The organism is Burkholderia sp. IDO3, assembly GCF_003366075.1.
Classification (GTDB): Bacteria; Pseudomonadota; Gammaproteobacteria; order Burkholderiales; family Burkholderiaceae; genus Burkholderia; species Burkholderia anthina.
In genome coordinates this window covers 263,956-280,323 of record NZ_CP028962.1, presented here as the reverse complement: position 1 = coordinate 280,323, position 16,368 = coordinate 263,956, and the positions used below count along the sequence as shown (strand labels likewise).

Here is a 16,368-nt window from a genome sequence, read left to right as displayed (position 1 = left end):
GCGTGCCGGCCGCATCGACGCACACGCGGGTTCAGGGCTCCAGTTCGCGTGCAATCGCGTTCCGGAAAGCAGGCCAGCGTTCCCTCAACGCTTCGGCTCCGCCTTCGTGCAACACATGCTCCATGGCCGCGCAGGCATCCCGTGCCCGCGGATTGTCGGCCATCGCGAAACCGCCGCGCATCGAGTGCAGTTCCGCCGCCATCGCATCTGCGTCGCCGCCCGACAGCGCCGCATCGAGCGCGTCGAGCGAGCTCAGCGTTGCCTCGCGCAGGGTCCGCCGGATTTCATCGGTGACGGCAGGCGCATTCTCCCGCGTGCCGACTCCTGCTTCCCCCGCTTCCGCGCCACGCCCCCCATGCCGGCGCAATACCGCGTCGAGCGCATCGATCGACAACGGCTTGAGCACGACCTCCACCGCCCCGACCTGCGCGCAGCGGCGCCGGTCCTCATCGGTCGCATGCGCGGTCATCGCGATCACCGGCACGTTCGCGCCCTGCTCGCGCAGGAAATTCGCGAGCGCGAAACCGTCGAGCTCCGGCATGCCGAGATCGGTCAACACGACGTCGAACGGCTGAGTAAAGAATGCGCGCATCGCTTCGATCCCGTTCGCGACGAGCGTCGCGCTGCAATGCAGCGCCTCGAGCTGATCGCGCAGCAATGCGCGGCTCGCCGGATGATCCTCGGCAACGAGCACGCGTAGCGGCGCATCGCCGGCATCGCAGGCCGGCGGTACCGGGATCCCGGACTCCGGCTCGTCGAGCGCGACGCGCCACGCGGACGGTGCATCGGGCATGGGCAGCGATGCCACCAGCGTCGTGCCCGCGCCCGGCCGGCTCTCGACCGTCAGATCGCCGTGCATCAATCGCGCGAGGCGCCGGCACAGCGGCAGCCCGAGCCCCGTGCCGCCAAAGCGCCGGTAGATCGACGCATCGGTCTGGACGTACACGTCGAACAGCGCCGGCAGACTCTCCGGCGCGATACCGATACCGGTATCGCGCACCGCGATTTCGACGCCGTGCGCGCGATCTCCGGCAACGGGCTGCCGCGCTTCGATCGTCACGCTGCCGTGTTCGGTAAACTTGATCGCGTTGCTGACGAGATTCGACACGATCTGGCGCAGGCGGGTCGGGTCGCCGACGTAACCGTCGGCGAGTTCGGGTGCGATCCGGCATTCGAGTACGAGTTGCTTCGCGTCGGCGAGCGGGCGGAAGATCGCCGCGACGTCGCGCAGCACCGCACGCAGGTCGAACGGCACGGCCTCCAGCACCATCTGGTTGGATTCCACCTTCGACAGATCGAGAACGTCGTTGATCACGCGCAGCAGCGCGTCCGACGACGACACGACCGTCTGCAGCCGGCGCTGTTCCGCCGCGGGCAACGCCGCCCGCGCCATCAGTTCGAGATTGCCGACGATCGCGTTGAGCGGCGTGCGGATCTCGTGGCTCATCGTCGCAAGGAACGTCGATTTCGCCTTGTTCGCATCGTCCGCCGCCTCCCGGGCCTCGCGCAGCTTGTCTTCCATCTGCTTGCGCGCGGTGATGTCGGTGAGCGTACAGAGCAGCACGTCGACGCCGCGATAGCGGGTGCGGACGATATGCGCGGCGAGATAGGTCGTGCCGCCGTCGGCGCGCTCGACCGGCAACTCGTGCGTGACGACACGAGGTGCCATCCCGTCCGCGATACGGCCGTGGTAGGCCTGCCAGATGCGTTTGCCGAGCGACGGCGCCGCGCCGGTGTCGCCATAGGCCTGTGCGGCCTCGTTGCGCACCATGATTTCGCCGTTGGCCAGCGACAGCAGCATGAGCCCGGCGGGCGCCGTGCGAATCAGCGTGCGGTTCAGCGCCTCGCTTTCGATCAGCCGGATGGCGCGGCGGTTGGCGGGGCGTAGCGCGCGCCGGTCGAATACGATGATCGCGCACCACACCGTGCCGATGGCGAGCAACGCGAGACCGGCCGCGATCCCCAACCGCACCGCCATGTCTTCAAGCAGGGTGCGCCACGTGATCGTCGCCGTCAGCACCTCGTCGAACCCCGGCATCCGGTCGCCGATCACGATGCTCGTGCCGACCCGATGCGCGACCGCGCGCCCGCCGCCTGCAGCCCGCGCATAATCGACCGCGCGGGCAATCATCGCGGCGTCCGACTGGCGTCCGCTCAGCACATTCGCGTGCATATCGACCAGCGCGTACTCCATGCCGGTCGATGTCGGCGCGAGGATGGCGTCGATCTCCGGTCGGCTGACGACGATGAACCACGCGGCCAGCTTGCCGTGCGCGTCCCGGATCGCCTGCACGAAGCGCAGCACGGACCGCCCGGCGAGCGGATCGTAGCGCCTCTCGAGCAAAACCGTGCGGTTGTCGGCGGTCGCGGAGGCCGGATGCAGATCGGCCGGCGGCTGCAATTTCCGGATCAACGCTTCCACGTCGAAACCGGCGGGCAGCGCGCGCGACTGCCTGACCAACGGATATCCGGTCACGATGACGAACGTTCCGTGCGGATCGACCAGATATCCGCCCATTCCGGGGTCGCCCGGTTGCCGAGGCGGCATCTTCCCCGTCACCTCGACTTGCTGAAGAAACCCGCCGAGAAACGGCGGGTAGTCGCCCGTCGACCGCACCGACGGAGCGACCGCGAAAGCGGCAATCGCCACGCGCCCCGCCCGACCCAGTATGTCCAGCCTGCCATGACCGTCGTCGAAGCGCTTCAGCGCATCCGGGGGCATGGCCGGCTGATGCTTCGCCATCAGTTCCAGGTTCTCGGTATAACGGTTCTGGAGCGCTTTGATCACCTCCATTTCCGCCAACATGTCGGCCTTGCGCACCAGGAATTCCGAACGGTGTTGCGCAACCGATTCCTGTACGTCGAGACGCGCGACGAGTGCCGCACAAACGAGCACGAACACGGTGATCGCCACGCCGCTCCCGTACAGCAGCCATTGCTGCTGCCGTCGAACGCGGCCGGGCTCGAACGGCTTTCGGCCCGCGGCGGTAGCATGCGCGATCAGCGTTTTCAGTTTGGTTGGCATACGTATCGTCGAAATCGCGCCGGCGCCGGCACGACCTCATGCGTCGCGCCATTCACCGGGTTCAGGCCTCCGGCAATTCGGGCAGTTGGCCCTCGCTCGCATAGCGGATCAGGTCTGCATCGCGCACGATGCCGAGCTTCTTCATCGCGCTCGACTTCTGCGAACTGATCGTCTGCTTGCTGCGATGAAGCTGGACGGCGATCTCGCCGACCGTCAGGCCGGCCCCGTAAAGCCGCACGACCTCGATCTCGCGGGCCGTCAGCGTACGGGTACCCGCCGACGGCCGGCAGTCCTCCAGCAGCCGCTTGACGAACGGAGACAGATAATTCGCGCCGACGAACGCCGCATGAACCGCGCCGACCAGATGCGAAATCGCATCGGACTTGCTCAGGATGCACCCGACGCCCTGCTTCTGGATCGCGAGCAGCACGCTCGGGTTGTCGATCATCGTGATCGTCACGAGGCGAAGCACCGGATAGCGCCGCTGGAGAAACGACAACAGTGAAAGACCGTCGCCATACTTGCCGCCGGGCATGACATAGTCGACGACGAGCACATCGCTCTGCTTCTCGTCGAGCATCGCCACGAGGTCGGTCGAATTCGAGACAGTGCCGAGCAGCTTGATCGTGCTGCTGCCCGCGAGCGCCTGCGACATCCCGAGTGCGGACGAAGGATGATCGTCCGCCACCATCACCCGCACAAAAAATTCATCCATCTCTATTCTTCTCCCGATACACGCGGCCCGACGTGCCATGTTGTGCGACGCGCCAGGCTTCGAATCGATCCCGCAACACAGTCGCGTCGCGGCGTTCAGCGAACCGGGCGGTGCGCAGCGTAATTTTAAGATGATAGACAGGTTCTGCGTCGCGGTGGTGGAACCCGGGTTGCCTGCGCCCGCCGGCGCACCTGCCGTCGCGCCAGCCGGCGCGCCCGACACGGCGTTGCGGCACAAACCCTCGGTGGTCCGCCGCCCACGCACATCCGATCGGCGGCGCTCCCGACGCCGTCGATCCACCCGGTCCCGCTGAGCGGCGAAAGCCGCTGCCTAACGCTTGACCACGGATTTGTCCGGCTCGCCCGGCCCGTCATCCGTGGCGTGCTGCCACTCGGTGATGGCGCGCCGCTTCTGCGACGGCGACATCATCATGAATTCGTTCAGCTTCGTCAGGAAATCCCGTCTGGATTTCTCCGGCAACGTCGCGAATCCCAGCAGCAGCCCGAACACCTTTCCCATATAGCGCACGGCCTTACCCTTCCTTCTTCAGTCGAAATCACGCGACACCGGAGCGATGCGGCGTGTCTGCCTTCCCCGCTTTGACACAGACGATCGACGCCGCCGTGGTGTCGCTTTTCTTTTATCGTCCCGGCCCGTGCACCGCCGCGGCCGCCATCGCTCTCGACGTCGGCCGCTCGTCCGCCGCATCCGCGGGAAACGCGATTCCGCGCCGCCGCGCGATGCGCGCGACACTCCGGCGCAGGTCCGCCAGCGTCACGGGCTTGGTCAGCACGCATTCCACCTTCGATGCCGCGTAACGCCTGGCGTCGTCGGGTGCGAGATGCGATGCCACGACGATCATGTCGCACGGCAGAGCGCGCGCATGGACCGCTTCCGCCAGTTCGCGGGCCGACATGTCGGGCAGGTCGGCACCGAGCAGCAACGCGTCCCACTCGCCGGTCACGAGCGTGTCGAGCGCCGCGCCGCCGGACGACACGCATCGCACCATGCAGCCGAGCACATCCAGCTGCTCGCGGAAAATCGAGCCGTTGACGGCCGCATCGTCGGCAACCAGCACACGCGGCACACGCGTACCGGAAGCCGCTTCGGGTCGAGCGTCACCGGCTTCGCCGGCCGGCTGGCGCCGCTGTCCGGCGCTCACGACGCGCGCCTGCTCGATCGCCGTGCGCAGCCCGTTCAGCGAATAGCTCGACACGCGGATCGTGCGGCCCGCGACGTCCGGCTGCAGCGGGCCGTCCGGCGTAGCCAGCACGACCGGCGTAGCGCCGCCGAGGCTGTCGAGCGCCTCGCGCCGCCATTGATCGGAATCGCCGAAGAGCACGATCGCGTGCGCACGCGCGACGCACCCGGCGGCAATCCCGATCGGGTTCGAATGCATCGCGACGTCGAAACCCCATGCGCGCAGATGCGGAAATGCAAACGTACGCCACGCGTCCTCCGGCGACACGACGATCAGCGTCCTGCCGGCACCGGCACGCGCACCGACCGGCAATTTCGGCGCAATACCCATGCGCAACGGCAAGCGTACGGTGAACAGGCTGCCGACGCGCGGCGTACTGTCGACCGAAATCGTCCCGCCCATCGCCTCGACCAGCCGATCGCACAGCGCGAGCCCGAGCCCCGTGCCGCCGTAGCGCCGCGTGATCGAAGCGTCAACCTGCGAGAACGGCTTGAACAGCCTGGCCTGCTGCGCGACGTCGATCCCGATGCCCGTATCCTCGATGCCGATCGCGAGCTCGAGCACGCCGCGCGCATTGCGCCCGACCGCCACGCGCGCGACGATGCGCCCTTCGCTCGTAAACTTGATCGCGTTGCTCAACAGGTTGCCGACCACCTGCGCGAGCCGCGTCGGATCGCCGCGCATCCGCTGCTCGCCGCTCGCATCGATATCGGCGAATAGCGGCAGCCCTTTCGCCCGGGCGACGGGCGCGAATGCCGCGAGCTCGCGCTCGATCACCGCGATCACGTCGAACTCGATCGACTCGACCGACATCGCACCGGCTTCGATCTTCGAGAAATCGAGAATGTCGCTGACGATCGCGAGCAGACCTTCGGCCGATGCGCGCAGCGTCCGCACGCGGCTGTGCTGCGACGCAGCGAGCGCCGTGCGCTCAAGCAGTTCGAGATTGCCGAGGATCACGTTCAGCGGCGTGCGGATCTCGTGGCTCGTCGCGGCGAGAAACGACGACTTGGCCGCATTCGCCGAATCGGCCGCGCGCACCGCCTCCTCGAGCTGATGCACGAGCCGGCGCTGCGTGCTCGTGTCGGCGAACGCCGCGATCAGCACGTCTTCGCCCTGGTAGCGTGCGCTGTGCGCGATGACCTCCAGATGCAGCGGCGCCGCGCCGCGTGCATCGAGCGTGAACTCGGTCATCATCGCCCGGCCGACGCCGCCGTTCGCGACGAACGCGTCGTACTTCTCGAGCACCTGTGCGGACAGCGCGTGGTGATCGCCGCCGTGCGGCACGAGCATCTGCGTCAGCGCATCGCTCGCGAGCATCACGCGCCGGTCGGACAACGACACGAGACCGATACCGACCGGCGCCATCGCGATCACGCTGCGACACAGCGCCTCGCTGTCGAACACGCGGGCCGAGCGTGCATAGACCGGCACGAGCACGCGCCGGTGGAAGCGCACGAGCAACAGCCACATCACGACGATCGCGACGAGCGTCGCCCCCGCGAGCGCGCCCGCCTGCACGCCGATGCCGGCCATGACGTCGGCCCACGACAGCGCATAGGCGATCGTCCAGCCGGTTGCCGAAAGCTTGCTGCCGAACACGATCGCGCCGTCGCGAAAGAACGGCTCGCCGGACGCATGGCCCTCGCGCGCGACGTCCAGACTCAACAAGTGCTCGGTCAGCGCGTTCGTGCGCTCGACGTCGGGATCGATCGCGATCAGCCGGTTGTCCGCCGACGCGATGAAGAACGTGCCGGCCGGCGCACGCCCGGACAGCCACGACAGCAGGTATTCCGGTGCGTATTCGGTGACCAGCACCGCGAACGGCCGGCCGTCGGCACGCGCCTCGGCGGCCACGCGGATGCGCGCCTGCCCGGTGACGGGATTCACATAGGGCGGCAACCAGCGGACGTTCGGCCGCCCGTCGTTCGCGGCCGGCGGCGGGCCGTCGAAATCGACGCGCAGCGCGTCGAGCACATGCGCGCGCGCATCGGTCGACGCGAGCGCCGGATTGTCGCGCGCCAGGTGCGGCACGAAGCCGAACATCCCCGTGCGCGTGCTGTAGTGATAGCCCTCGAGCGTACGCCCGCGATTGATCGAACTCGCCGCGCAGATGCGCGACAGCAGGAACGACAGCGCGAGATAGCGCGCGACCTCGTCGCGCTGTGCGGTTTGCCCCGGCACGCCGACCACGAGCGACGGATACGGCTTGATCGCGAGCTGCTGGCCGTGGGCGAAGAATGCGTTCGTGACGTCGGCCGGCGCCGGGTCGATCTCGCGCCAGATGAGTTGCGTGTTCGTGACGCCGTTGCGGAACGACGTCTCGGCCATCTGCACCTCGTCGGCAGCTTCCTCGACGCCGTTCAGGAAATTGCGCCGTTCGCCGTCCAGGTAGCCGTATACGATCGACGTGATCCCGAGCCCGCAGGCGATCAGGATCAGGATCGTGACGACGATGCCGCCCCCGAACATCGAGATGCTCTGGTAGCGGCGAATCGACTGAAGCGTGCTGTATGACATGGCTCGGCGTGACGGCGCCCGGAGCGCGGACATACGGCGGATTCCCTGCCGGACCGGCCGTCACGATGAAAACATTCGGGATAGTGATATCCCGATCATGCCAAACGGCACTGCGAAAATCAGGTGTGCATTATCCTTTTAGTACACGTCCGATCTTTTTGAATGATTGTTTTGAACTTGAACGAAGGTTGTCGGCGAAATCGGGGGTCGGGCACCTGTCCGGCCGGACACGTCGCTTCGCCCGGTCGCCACGGTCGCGGACGCGCACGAAACGCCCTCCCGCCGGCAGAAGATGCGTCTGCGAACGAGGCGGCGCATCGGCGGCACCCGATTCGACATGCGCGGGGCATCCGGACAGGATCGGCCCGCGCGCCGTCGTTGTGCGGGCAGCGCCCGCTCAGTTCTGCGTGAGCGGATTCAGCACCGTGCACAGGAAGCCCGTGCAGTTCGTCGGCTTGAAATAGTACGACGCCATCGCCAGCGGCGGCGTGGTGCCGAACTCGATATCGCTCAGGTAAGCGGAGCCCTGCGCACCGAAATCGTTCGCCTGCTGCACGTAGTTCGCGCCGGTCGACTGGATCGCGGCCGACTGGTACGCGAAGGTCGGCGATTGCGTCTGGTCCTTCACGTAGATCCACGACATCGTGCTGCCGAACACCTGCCCGCCCTTCGCGCGATACCCTTTCGCGCCTTCGCTGTTGGCCTGCGCGATGAAGTCGTTGATGGTCGTCGCTGGGGCCAGCGCATCGTACGTATAGGTCGCGTTCGATGCGTTGTTCTTCATGTACACGTTCGCCTGCACCGATCCGACGACCATCGCGCTGAAGAACCAGTAGCCCGACCGGCCCTGCGCGTTCGCCTGGGTGAGGAATGCGTTCGGGTCGCCCGGAAGGCCCGTCGTCGCATACGTGTAGGTGGCCGACGAGCCGCCGTCCTTGCGATACAGATACCCGAAACCGTACGGTCCTTCGTAGCGGTAGCCGTTCGCGCCTTGCCCGTTGGCCTGGCCGAGGAAACCCGGCCAGGCCGTCGGCGGCGATTGCAGCTGATACGTGTAGGTCTGCGCCGTGCCGTCGTTCACGAAGACCGAGCGCGTCCCGCCGTTGGCCGGATCGTAGTAGAAGTCGCCCAGGTAGCGATAGCCTTTCGCGCCTTCGCTGTTGAGAAGCGTCAGGAAGCCCGGGCCGTCCGCCGCGGGCGTCTGCGCATCGTAGCGCCACGTCAGCGTGCTGCCGCCCGAGCCGCCCGACCCACCGGATCCGCCGTTGCCGCTGTCGTTACCGCCGCTGCCGCCGTTGTTGCTCGTCCCCGATCCGCCGTCCGTGGCGGGCGAGGCATTGTCGTCGCCGCCGCCGCAAGCGGTCAGCGCCAGACAGGTCAGTGCGATCAGTGCGGCAGCTTTCATCGGGATCACCTCGAAGCGAAAAGAACGAACGAAGCCGGTACGCGCGAACAGCGCCGCGCGCACGGACGGTCATGTACCGGGAATCGGCCGGCGGCATTCACCGCCGGCCCGGGAGCGTCAGTTGACCTGCAGCTGGCCGCCGCGGCCGAGGCCGCCCTTGACGTCCTGCGCCTTGTAGCTGCGCAGGGCGACGACCATCTTGTTGTACGCGTCGATGAATGCGACAACCGTCGCCTTGCCTTCCGGCGTCGACGAGAAGCCGGCGAGCGCACCGCCCACGCCGCCGCCGAAGCCGCCGAGCGCCGCGCCGTAGTTGGTCGCCGTCGAGCTGCCTTCGGATGCCGCGATCTGCACGGCCGAGCGCACGTCGAACAGCGTCAGCGTCACGACCGATGCCTTCGTCTGCAGGTGGCCGGCCACCGCCGCCACCGCGCTGTTGCCGATCAGCCCGCCGATCATGCTGCCGATGCCGCCGATCGGCGAATCGTTGATGACGATCTGCGGTTCCATGTAGTAGTCGGCCGCGACGCGCTGACCCTTGTGCTGCTTCGAGCCCGCGCGGTATTCGCCCGAGTTGCGCTGCAGCTGCGTGATGCGCGACAGGCGCGCGTCGCTCTTCTGGTTGCCGATCGACGTGATCACGAAGCAGTTGGACTGCTGGACGGCCAGCCGCAGCAGCGGGTCGATGGTCGTCATCTTGGTCGCGCTGCCGAACGGGCCCCACCAGTCGGCATTGCGGCCGTCGTCGACGGCGATCGTGCCGAGCGGCGACGTGCAGCGCTGCAGGCCCGAATCGGCACCGGCGCTGGTGCCGCCGGCGGCGGCACCCGTCACGCCGGCATTCTGGCCGCCGGGCGTCACCACGCCGCCGCAGCCGGCGACGGACGCGCAAAGCGCTGCAACCAGCGCACCTTGAGTAAGACGTTGGGAAAGGATGGTCTTCATGTCGTTGTCGATCGATAGAGTCGTTGTTCGGCTTATGTGTCCGTGCGAACTTCGATAAGCCCCCCGGCGTGGCGCGCGATGGTGGTCTCCCCGCTGCAGCCCCCGTTGCTGTCGGCCCGGTCAGTAGTACCAGTACGTCTGATGCCAGACGCCGTAGTACGGATAGCCCGAATTCCAATAGCCGTAATAGACGTCACGCCACTGCGTGCGCCATTTCCAGTCTTCTTCGTCTTCCTTCTTGGCCTTGCGGGCGAGCTCGAGCAGCTTCTTCGATTCCTTGTCGCCGCGGGCCGCCGCGATCGACAGCCACTTGTCCGCTTCGCGCGGATCGGAGCCCATCTCCTCGAGGCCGAACAGATAGAAACTGCCGAGCGCCTTCTGCGCCTGCAGGTCGCCCCGCTCGGCTGCATCACGCATCCACTTGAGTGCCTGATAGCTGTCCTGGCGCACGCCGTCGCCGCGGAAATAGCGCAGACCGAGGTCGTAGGCGGCCTTCGGCTGGGTCTTCGCGGCCTGCTTCAGCGATACAATGCGCGGGTCTTCACGGTCGTTCGAATCGTCCCTTTTTTGATAGGACACCTGATCTTTTGGACGATCAAAACAACCGGTTTCATCGCAGATCCGCACCGTGTTGCTCGTAACGGACGGATCCTGCGCGCACGCGGCCAATAGCAACAGCAGCCCCGGTGCAAGTAAACGGCGAACCATTTTTTTGTCTTCCCCACGTTTTATCTGCGCCGCACTGTCTCGCGCCTCATTCACCCCCGCGAGCGCGCCCCCGGTTTGCGCGCGGCGAGGCGAATACAATTCGCCAACGCCGACACGCAGTCCAAGGCTCTCTCAGGTTCTCTTTCGAATCGTTCAGTCACCTCGTCGCAGCCGTTTTTCGCTGTGCCGACTGTTGTCGACATCAGCTTTCAAACCTGACGCGACAAACAATAGTGACGTGGTGAGCAATAATAATGAAGAAATATGGCATGTCAAGGTGATTTGTGATTTCAAAGTTTGCGTATCGCGTCACTTTTGAATATCCTCTTCGTCGCTGAAACCCGGGAGACCCCTTCAAGATGTCCAATAGCGAGCAGGCCAACGTCGATCTCATCACCGCCACCAAGGTGCGCGATCTGCTGACGCGCAACGGCATTCCGCCGCGCAGTCACAACACGACGATCGCGAACGTGCTCGGCCTGAGTTTCTCGGTCGTCACGCGCAAGATGAAAGGCCTGATCCCGTGGAACCTGTCGCAGCTGCAGGACATCGCGACGCACTTCGGCGTGCCGCCCGCGTTCCTGCTCGACGACAAGGGCGCGCAGCCCGCCGCCGCCGAGATGATCGACGCGACGCTCGTGATCGAATCGCGCCGCTTTCGCTGCCGCGCGGCGATCTCGACGAAGGCCAGCAGCCAGATCGAAACGGATTTCGTCGCGCTGCAGTGGCAGGGCGAATGGATCGTCACCGAACGCCAGCACGCGCGCGAAGGGCGCACGTATCCGGTCGACGTCATCGAGCTGCGCTCGAGCCAGCCGAACGTGTATGCGGCACGCATCGCGGTGGTCGACGATTCGCAGGACGTCGCCGAAACCCTCTGCGAATACTTCATCGAAAAGGGCGTGAATGCGATCCCGTACTATGACGGCGCATCGTTCCGCAAGGCGCTGGAGGTCGAGGATTTCGACGGCTACATCCTCGACTGGATGCTCGGCGACCAGACGGCCGCCGATCTCGTGCGCGGCATCCGCTCGAGCGAGAACGGCGGTGCGCCGATCTTGCTGCTGACCGGCAAGATCTCGACCGGCGAAGCGAGCGAGGACGAGATCGCGCATATCGTGTCGCACTACAACGCGCGCTGCGAGGAAAAACCCGTGCGCCTGCCGATCCTGTTCGCCGAAGTGGCGCGCGAACTGAAGATCGCGCTGCCGGCCGCCGCCGTGCCGAACTGACGCCCCAACGAAAACCAACCATTACACCAACGAGGAAAAGACATGCGAGTTTCGACGATGTGGATCAAGAGTGTGGCCGCGGCGGCCCTGCTCGGCATGGCCGCCGCGAGCTGGGCCGCGCCCTTCACGTTCACCGTCGACGGCAGCATCGGCCGCAGCAACCAGCCCGGCAAAACGTCGTTCGTCTTTTCCGAGCAGGCGCTGATGGCGCTGCCGCAGCACACGATCGTCACGTCGACGAGCTGGACGCCGACGTCGACCTTCACCGGCCCGAGCCTGTCCGACGTGCTGAAGACGGTCGACGCGCACGGCACCGAGATCGAGTTCCGCTGCATCGACGAATACACGTTCACGATCCCCGTCTCGGACGCCGACAAGTACGGCGTGATCCTCGCGCGCACGATGAACGGCAAGGTGCTCGACAACGACAACTACGGCCCGCTGTGGGTCATGTATCCGCGCGACCAGTATCCCGACGAACTGAAGACGCCGCTCGGCGAAGCGAAGTTCGCGTGGCAGATCATCGGCCTGACCGTGAAGTAAGCGCGCGACATGAGGCTGAGGCGCGGACGATGGAAAAACCAGAAAATCATCGTGGTTCTGGGAACGCTGTGGATCATGGGATTCGCGGCGTGGGCGTTCCTGCTGTCGGACCTGCTCGCGACGTCGGTCAACGAGGGGGTGCTCGAAGGGCCGCGTGAAGGCGTGTTCTGGACCGCCGCGCAATACCGCAACGTCTATACGCGCTTCGACCGCCAGTTGATCCTCTACGCGACGCACGTGGACGACAACTTCGATCACGTGCAGATGCAGCTCGACAGCCTGTCGGTGTCGTTCGGGTTCCTGCAGCGGCCGTCCGAGGTGTCCGAATACTGGCTGCGCATCCCGCGCGCGCGCGACGAAATCGCGGTGCTCGGCGAATTCATGACACGCCTGAAGCACGACGTGGCAGCGCTGCGCGACGCGCCGAACGGCGCGCCGCGCGTGATGGACGAGGTCGACCGGTACTGGCCGAAGGTCAACGGCCTCGCGAACTACTTCCGCGCGATCGAGATGGCGCAGCGCGACTTCACGTTCCATCAGTTGAAGGAAAAGCAGCGCGCGATCCTGTCGCTCGGCATCATCCTCGGCGTGATCCTGTGCGCGCTGTTCCTGCTGCTGTTCTATACGATGCGTACGCGCGACGACCTGCTCGAGCGGCAGGACGCAGCGCTCGACGCGGAACGCAAGGCGTCCGATCGCGCGTTCGAGATGATCGAGGCGAAGAACGCGTTCCTCGGGATGGTCAGCCACGAGCTGCGCACGCCGCTGCAGGCGATCTGCGGGTCGATCGAGATCCTGCTTGCGCGGCCGCAGTCCGATGCGAACCTGAAGACGATCCGGCGGCTGCAGAATTCCGCGTCGTCGCTCGAAGCGCTGGTCAAGGATCTGACCGACTACATCAAGCTGCGCTCCACCAAGCGCCTCGCCGAATCGGAGACGGTCGGCATGGCGTCGCTGCTCGCCGAGGTGCTCGATCCGCTGCGCGAGAAGATCGCGGCCAGGCGGATCGAGGTCGTGCAGCAGGTCGAGCCGCACGATCTCGCGATCCGCTCCGATCGCAAGCTGTTGCGGCAGGTGCTGTCGAACCTGATCGAGAATTCGGTCAAGTACACCCTCGACGGATCGGTCCGCGTATCGATCGCGCTCGCCGATGCGCCGGCCGGCCGGCAACTGAAGCTCGCCGTGCGCGACACGGGTGCCGGCATCGCGAAGCAGCACCTGCCGAAAATCTTCGAGCCGTTCTACCGCGCGAACGACGCGGTCGGCCTGCACGTGGACGGGATCGGCATGGGGCTCGCCGTCGTGCGCGAAATCGTGACGACGCTGCGCGGCCATGTGGACGTGCGCAGCGTCGTCGGCGAAGGCAGTGAGTTCGTCGTGACGCTGCCGGCCGATACGCCGGATGTCGCCGAAACGGCCGGCGACGCGCCCGCCTGGGCCGCCGTCGCCACGCATCGCAATCGGCGTGCGCTCGTGGTCGACGACAACGACAACGCGCGCGAGACGCTCGGCGCGATGCTGTCCGCGCTGGGCTTCGACGCCGATCTGTGCGGCACCGGGCACGAAGGCATCACGCGCTTCGGCGAAGGACACTACGATCTCGTGGTGCTCGATCTCGAACTGCCGGACCTGAGCGGCTTCGAAGTCGCGCAGCGGATCCGGACGGTCGCGCAGCCGGACGGCGACGGGCGGTTCCCGTCGCTGCTCGGCGTCAGCGCATACGAATCGGCCGCGCTGCGTCAGAACCGGCGCGTGTTCGACGCATTCCTGCCGAAGCCGGTTCACCTGAGCGAACTCGGCGCACTCGTCGAGAAGCTGCTCGGCTGAACGCGGCGGGTAGGGTTGCGTGCGGCGTCGGCCGCGCCCGCTTCAGCTCCGCGTCTACTCGCCGATCAGATGCAGCACGATGTCGCGCCGGTGCGGCGCGCGGCGATGCTCGAACAGGTAGATGCCCTGCCAGGTGCCGAGCACCATGCGTCCGTGCTCGACCGGGATCGACAGCTGCACCTGCGTGAGCGCCGCGCGCAGATGCGCGGGCATGTCGTCGGCGCCTTCGGTGTCGTGCTCGTAGCGCGTATCGTCCTCGGGCGCGAGTGTCGCGAAGTAGCATTCGAGATCGCGCTGCACCGACGGATCGGCGTTCTCCTGGATCAGCAGCGACGCGGACGTATGGCGGCAGAACACGGTCAGCAGGCCGGTGCGGATCGCCTGCTGGTCGACGAATGCCCGCACCTGCGGCGTGAACTCGACGAGGCCGCTGCCGTGCGTATCGACACCGACGTGCGTGATGGCCTGTTGCATGATCGCGATCTCAGGCGAGCGCCGCGAAGCCATCCGCTTCGATCTGCTTCGCGTCGGCCGGGCGCACCACGCGCGCGACTTCGACTCCGTCGCGCAGGAACACCAGCGTCGGCCACAGCTTCACGCCGAACGAACGGCCGAGCGGACGGCCCGGGCCGTCCTCGATCTTCAGGTGCCGCACGGCCGGATGCGCGGAGAACGACGCGACGATCGCGGGCTGCGTGCCCGCGCAGATGCTGCACCAGTTCGTGCCGAATTCGATGACGGTGGCACCGGCCAGTGCGTCGACTTCCGCACGGGTCGGTGCGTTGGCGGTGTAGCGTTGCTCAATGTCCATCGGGCCCTCGTGTGCAATGGCGGAGTGGCCGCCGCGCGCCCGTGCGGGCTGCGTGCGCGACCGGTGATCTCCCACTCTAGCGGAAAAGCGCGCGCGATGCCGACGGCGCTCGGGCGGGCGCAGGCGGGCCGGCACGCGCCTGCCAGTCGAATGACACGACAAGATTCGGAGCGCGGCACGGCCGCGCCGGGATCAGCATGCGGTCTGATCCCGTCGACGAAGGACCGATCATGCACGCTCCGCATCGCGTCACCGAACCGAACATCCTCTATTTCGGCACGCCCGTCGTGCTGATCAGCACGCTCAACCCCGACGGCACGGCCAATCTCGCGCCGATGTCGTCTGCCTTCTGGCTCGGCTGGCGCTGCATGCTCGGGCTCGCCGCCAGTTCGCAGACCACGCAGAACCTGCTGCGCACCGGCGAGTGCGTGTTGAACCTGCCGTCGTCGGCGCAGGCGCATGCGGTCGACCGGATCGCGCGCACGACGGGCACGGACCCGGTGCCCGAATCGAAGCTGGCGCGCGGCTATGTCCACGAACCCGACAAGTTCGGCACGGCCGGGCTCACCGAGACGGCCTCGCTGAGCGTCGCGCCGCCGCGTGCGCTCGAATGCCCGGTGCATCTGGAAGCGGTGGTCGCCGCCACGCACGGCATCGGCGACGACACGCCCGAGCTGCGCGGCCGCATTCGCGTGTTCGAGGTGCGCATCCAGCGCGTGCACGTGCATCCGGACTTGCTGATGGACGGCCATCCGGACCGCATCGATCCCGACAAATGGTCGCCGCTCATCATGAGTTTTCAAAAGTTCTACGGCCTTGCGCCGCATCAGGTGCATACGTCGCGGCTCGCCGAGATTCCCGAGCGCGCGTATCGCAGCCCCGACGTCGAACGCTCGCGCGACGCGGGGATGTCGATGGATGCCGCGCCGCGATGACGCGCGCCGGACCCGCCGGGCCGCCGGCGGAACGCTGCGCGGCACGGCCCGCGACGCCATCGGATAAGATACGGCCGGCCATGCTGATTGGCCCATGACCGAACCGACGGAGTGTTTCCAGTGATTCAACCGACCCAAGTATTCAAGGACAACCTCGCGCAACTGCCGGCCATCGACGGCATCGCGCGCATCGATCTCGTCGGCGCCAACGGCGACGTGGTCGCCAGCATCGAGAACCAGCCGGGCAAGCAAGGCTCGCTCGCGGTGTACAACTATCTGAAGCAGGCGTTCGGCACGCTCGACGCGAAGGCGGCCGAGCACGGCCTCGCCGTGTTCGCGGAACACACCGCCGATGCGCGCAACCGCCCCGGCGCGCACCCGAACGTCGATCGACTGCTGGCGATCGTCGCCGGCGGCGAAGCGCTGCGGATCGACGTGGTCGCGAAGGACTGAGTCGCGCGCGACGGGCAGGCGTGCCGCCGCCCGCTTTTCCCGGAGATC

General features: G+C 66.7%; 14 protein-coding genes. 5 read left to right on the top strand and 9 right to left on the bottom strand.

Translation table 11 applies throughout. The annotated features are described in order from the left end of the window. Window positions 1–31: 31 nt before the first annotated feature. The 7 genes from DCN14_RS01325 to DCN14_RS01295 all read right to left on the bottom strand — a co-directional run bounded on the left by DCN14_RS01325 (window position 32) and on the right by DCN14_RS01295 (window position 10,519). Window positions 32–3,025, bottom strand: a complete 2,994-nt coding sequence (locus DCN14_RS01325) for a hybrid sensor histidine kinase/response regulator (protein ID WP_096500657.1) — start codon at window positions 3,023–3,025, stop codon at window positions 32–34. A gap of 61 nt (window positions 3,026–3,086) precedes the next feature. Further along, window positions 3,087–3,740, bottom strand: a complete 654-nt coding sequence (locus DCN14_RS01320) for a response regulator (protein WP_096500659.1) — start codon at window positions 3,738–3,740, stop codon at window positions 3,087–3,089. A 330-nt stretch (window positions 3,741–4,070) separates the two neighbouring features. Next, window positions 4,071–4,259 carry a hypothetical protein gene (locus tag DCN14_RS01315; protein ID WP_096500661.1) on the bottom strand — a complete coding sequence of 63 codons (189 nt, stop codon included), beginning with the start codon at window positions 4,257–4,259 and terminating at the stop codon, window positions 4,071–4,073. A 121-nt stretch (window positions 4,260–4,380) separates the two neighbouring features. Beyond that, window positions 4,381–7,461: an ATP-binding protein gene (locus tag DCN14_RS01310; protein WP_096500663.1), complete on the bottom strand. Its 3,081-nt coding sequence runs from the start codon at window positions 7,459–7,461 to the stop codon at window positions 4,381–4,383. A 397-nt stretch (window positions 7,462–7,858) separates the two neighbouring features. Then, entirely contained in the window at window positions 7,859–8,866 is a 1,008-nt protein-coding gene (locus tag DCN14_RS01305; protein WP_096501026.1) for a hypothetical protein, read from the bottom strand. A gap of 117 nt (window positions 8,867–8,983) precedes the next feature. Then, window positions 8,984–9,811 (bottom strand): hypothetical protein, encoded by an 828-nt coding sequence (locus DCN14_RS01300; protein ID WP_096500665.1) that lies wholly within the window; start codon window positions 9,809–9,811, stop codon window positions 8,984–8,986. 120 nt (window positions 9,812–9,931) lie between these two features. Then, window positions 9,932–10,519: a tetratricopeptide repeat protein gene (locus DCN14_RS01295; RefSeq protein ID WP_096500667.1), complete on the bottom strand. Its 588-nt coding sequence runs from the start codon at window positions 10,517–10,519 to the stop codon at window positions 9,932–9,934. Between the two features lie 359 nt (window positions 10,520–10,878). On the opposite strand from DCN14_RS01295, the gene DCN14_RS01290 reads away from it, so the two are divergent. The 3 genes from DCN14_RS01290 to atsR are packed head-to-tail and all read left to right on the top strand — an operon-like array spanning window position 10,879 to window position 14,121. Further along, entirely contained in the window at window positions 10,879–11,751 is an 873-nt protein-coding gene (locus DCN14_RS01290; protein ID WP_096500669.1) for a helix-turn-helix domain-containing protein, read from the top strand. Window positions 11,752–11,793: 42 nt separating this feature from the next. Then, entirely contained in the window at window positions 11,794–12,294 is a 501-nt protein-coding gene (locus DCN14_RS01285) for a molybdopterin-dependent oxidoreductase (protein ID WP_096500671.1), read from the top strand. Window positions 12,295–12,309: 15 nt separating this feature from the next. Continuing rightward, a complete protein-coding gene (atsR, locus tag DCN14_RS01280) occupies window positions 12,310–14,121 on the top strand; it encodes a hybrid sensor histidine kinase/response regulator AtsR (protein WP_096501028.1) in 1,812 nt (603 codons plus the stop codon). A 54-nt stretch (window positions 14,122–14,175) separates the two neighbouring features. On the opposite strand, the gene DCN14_RS01275 is transcribed toward atsR, so the two are convergent. Both DCN14_RS01275 and DCN14_RS01270 read right to left on the bottom strand, forming a co-directional pair. Beyond that, complete coding sequence (locus DCN14_RS01275; protein WP_096501030.1) at window positions 14,176–14,595, bottom strand: secondary thiamine-phosphate synthase enzyme YjbQ; 420 nt, start codon at window positions 14,593–14,595, stop codon at window positions 14,176–14,178. 10 nt (window positions 14,596–14,605) lie between these two features. Then, complete coding sequence (locus DCN14_RS01270) at window positions 14,606–14,932, bottom strand: thioredoxin family protein (protein WP_096500673.1); 327 nt, start codon at window positions 14,930–14,932, stop codon at window positions 14,606–14,608. 230 nt (window positions 14,933–15,162) lie between these two features. Between DCN14_RS01270 and DCN14_RS01265 the strand changes: the two genes are divergently transcribed. Both DCN14_RS01265 and DCN14_RS01260 read left to right on the top strand, forming a co-directional pair. Beyond that, a complete protein-coding gene (locus DCN14_RS01265; RefSeq protein ID WP_096500675.1) occupies window positions 15,163–15,867 on the top strand; it encodes a flavin reductase family protein in 705 nt (234 codons plus the stop codon). Window positions 15,868–15,987: 120 nt separating this feature from the next. Continuing rightward, window positions 15,988–16,320 carry a DUF2322 family protein gene (locus DCN14_RS01260; RefSeq protein WP_096500677.1) on the top strand — a complete coding sequence of 111 codons (333 nt, stop codon included), beginning with the start codon at window positions 15,988–15,990 and terminating at the stop codon, window positions 16,318–16,320. Window positions 16,321–16,368 lie beyond the last annotated feature (48 nt).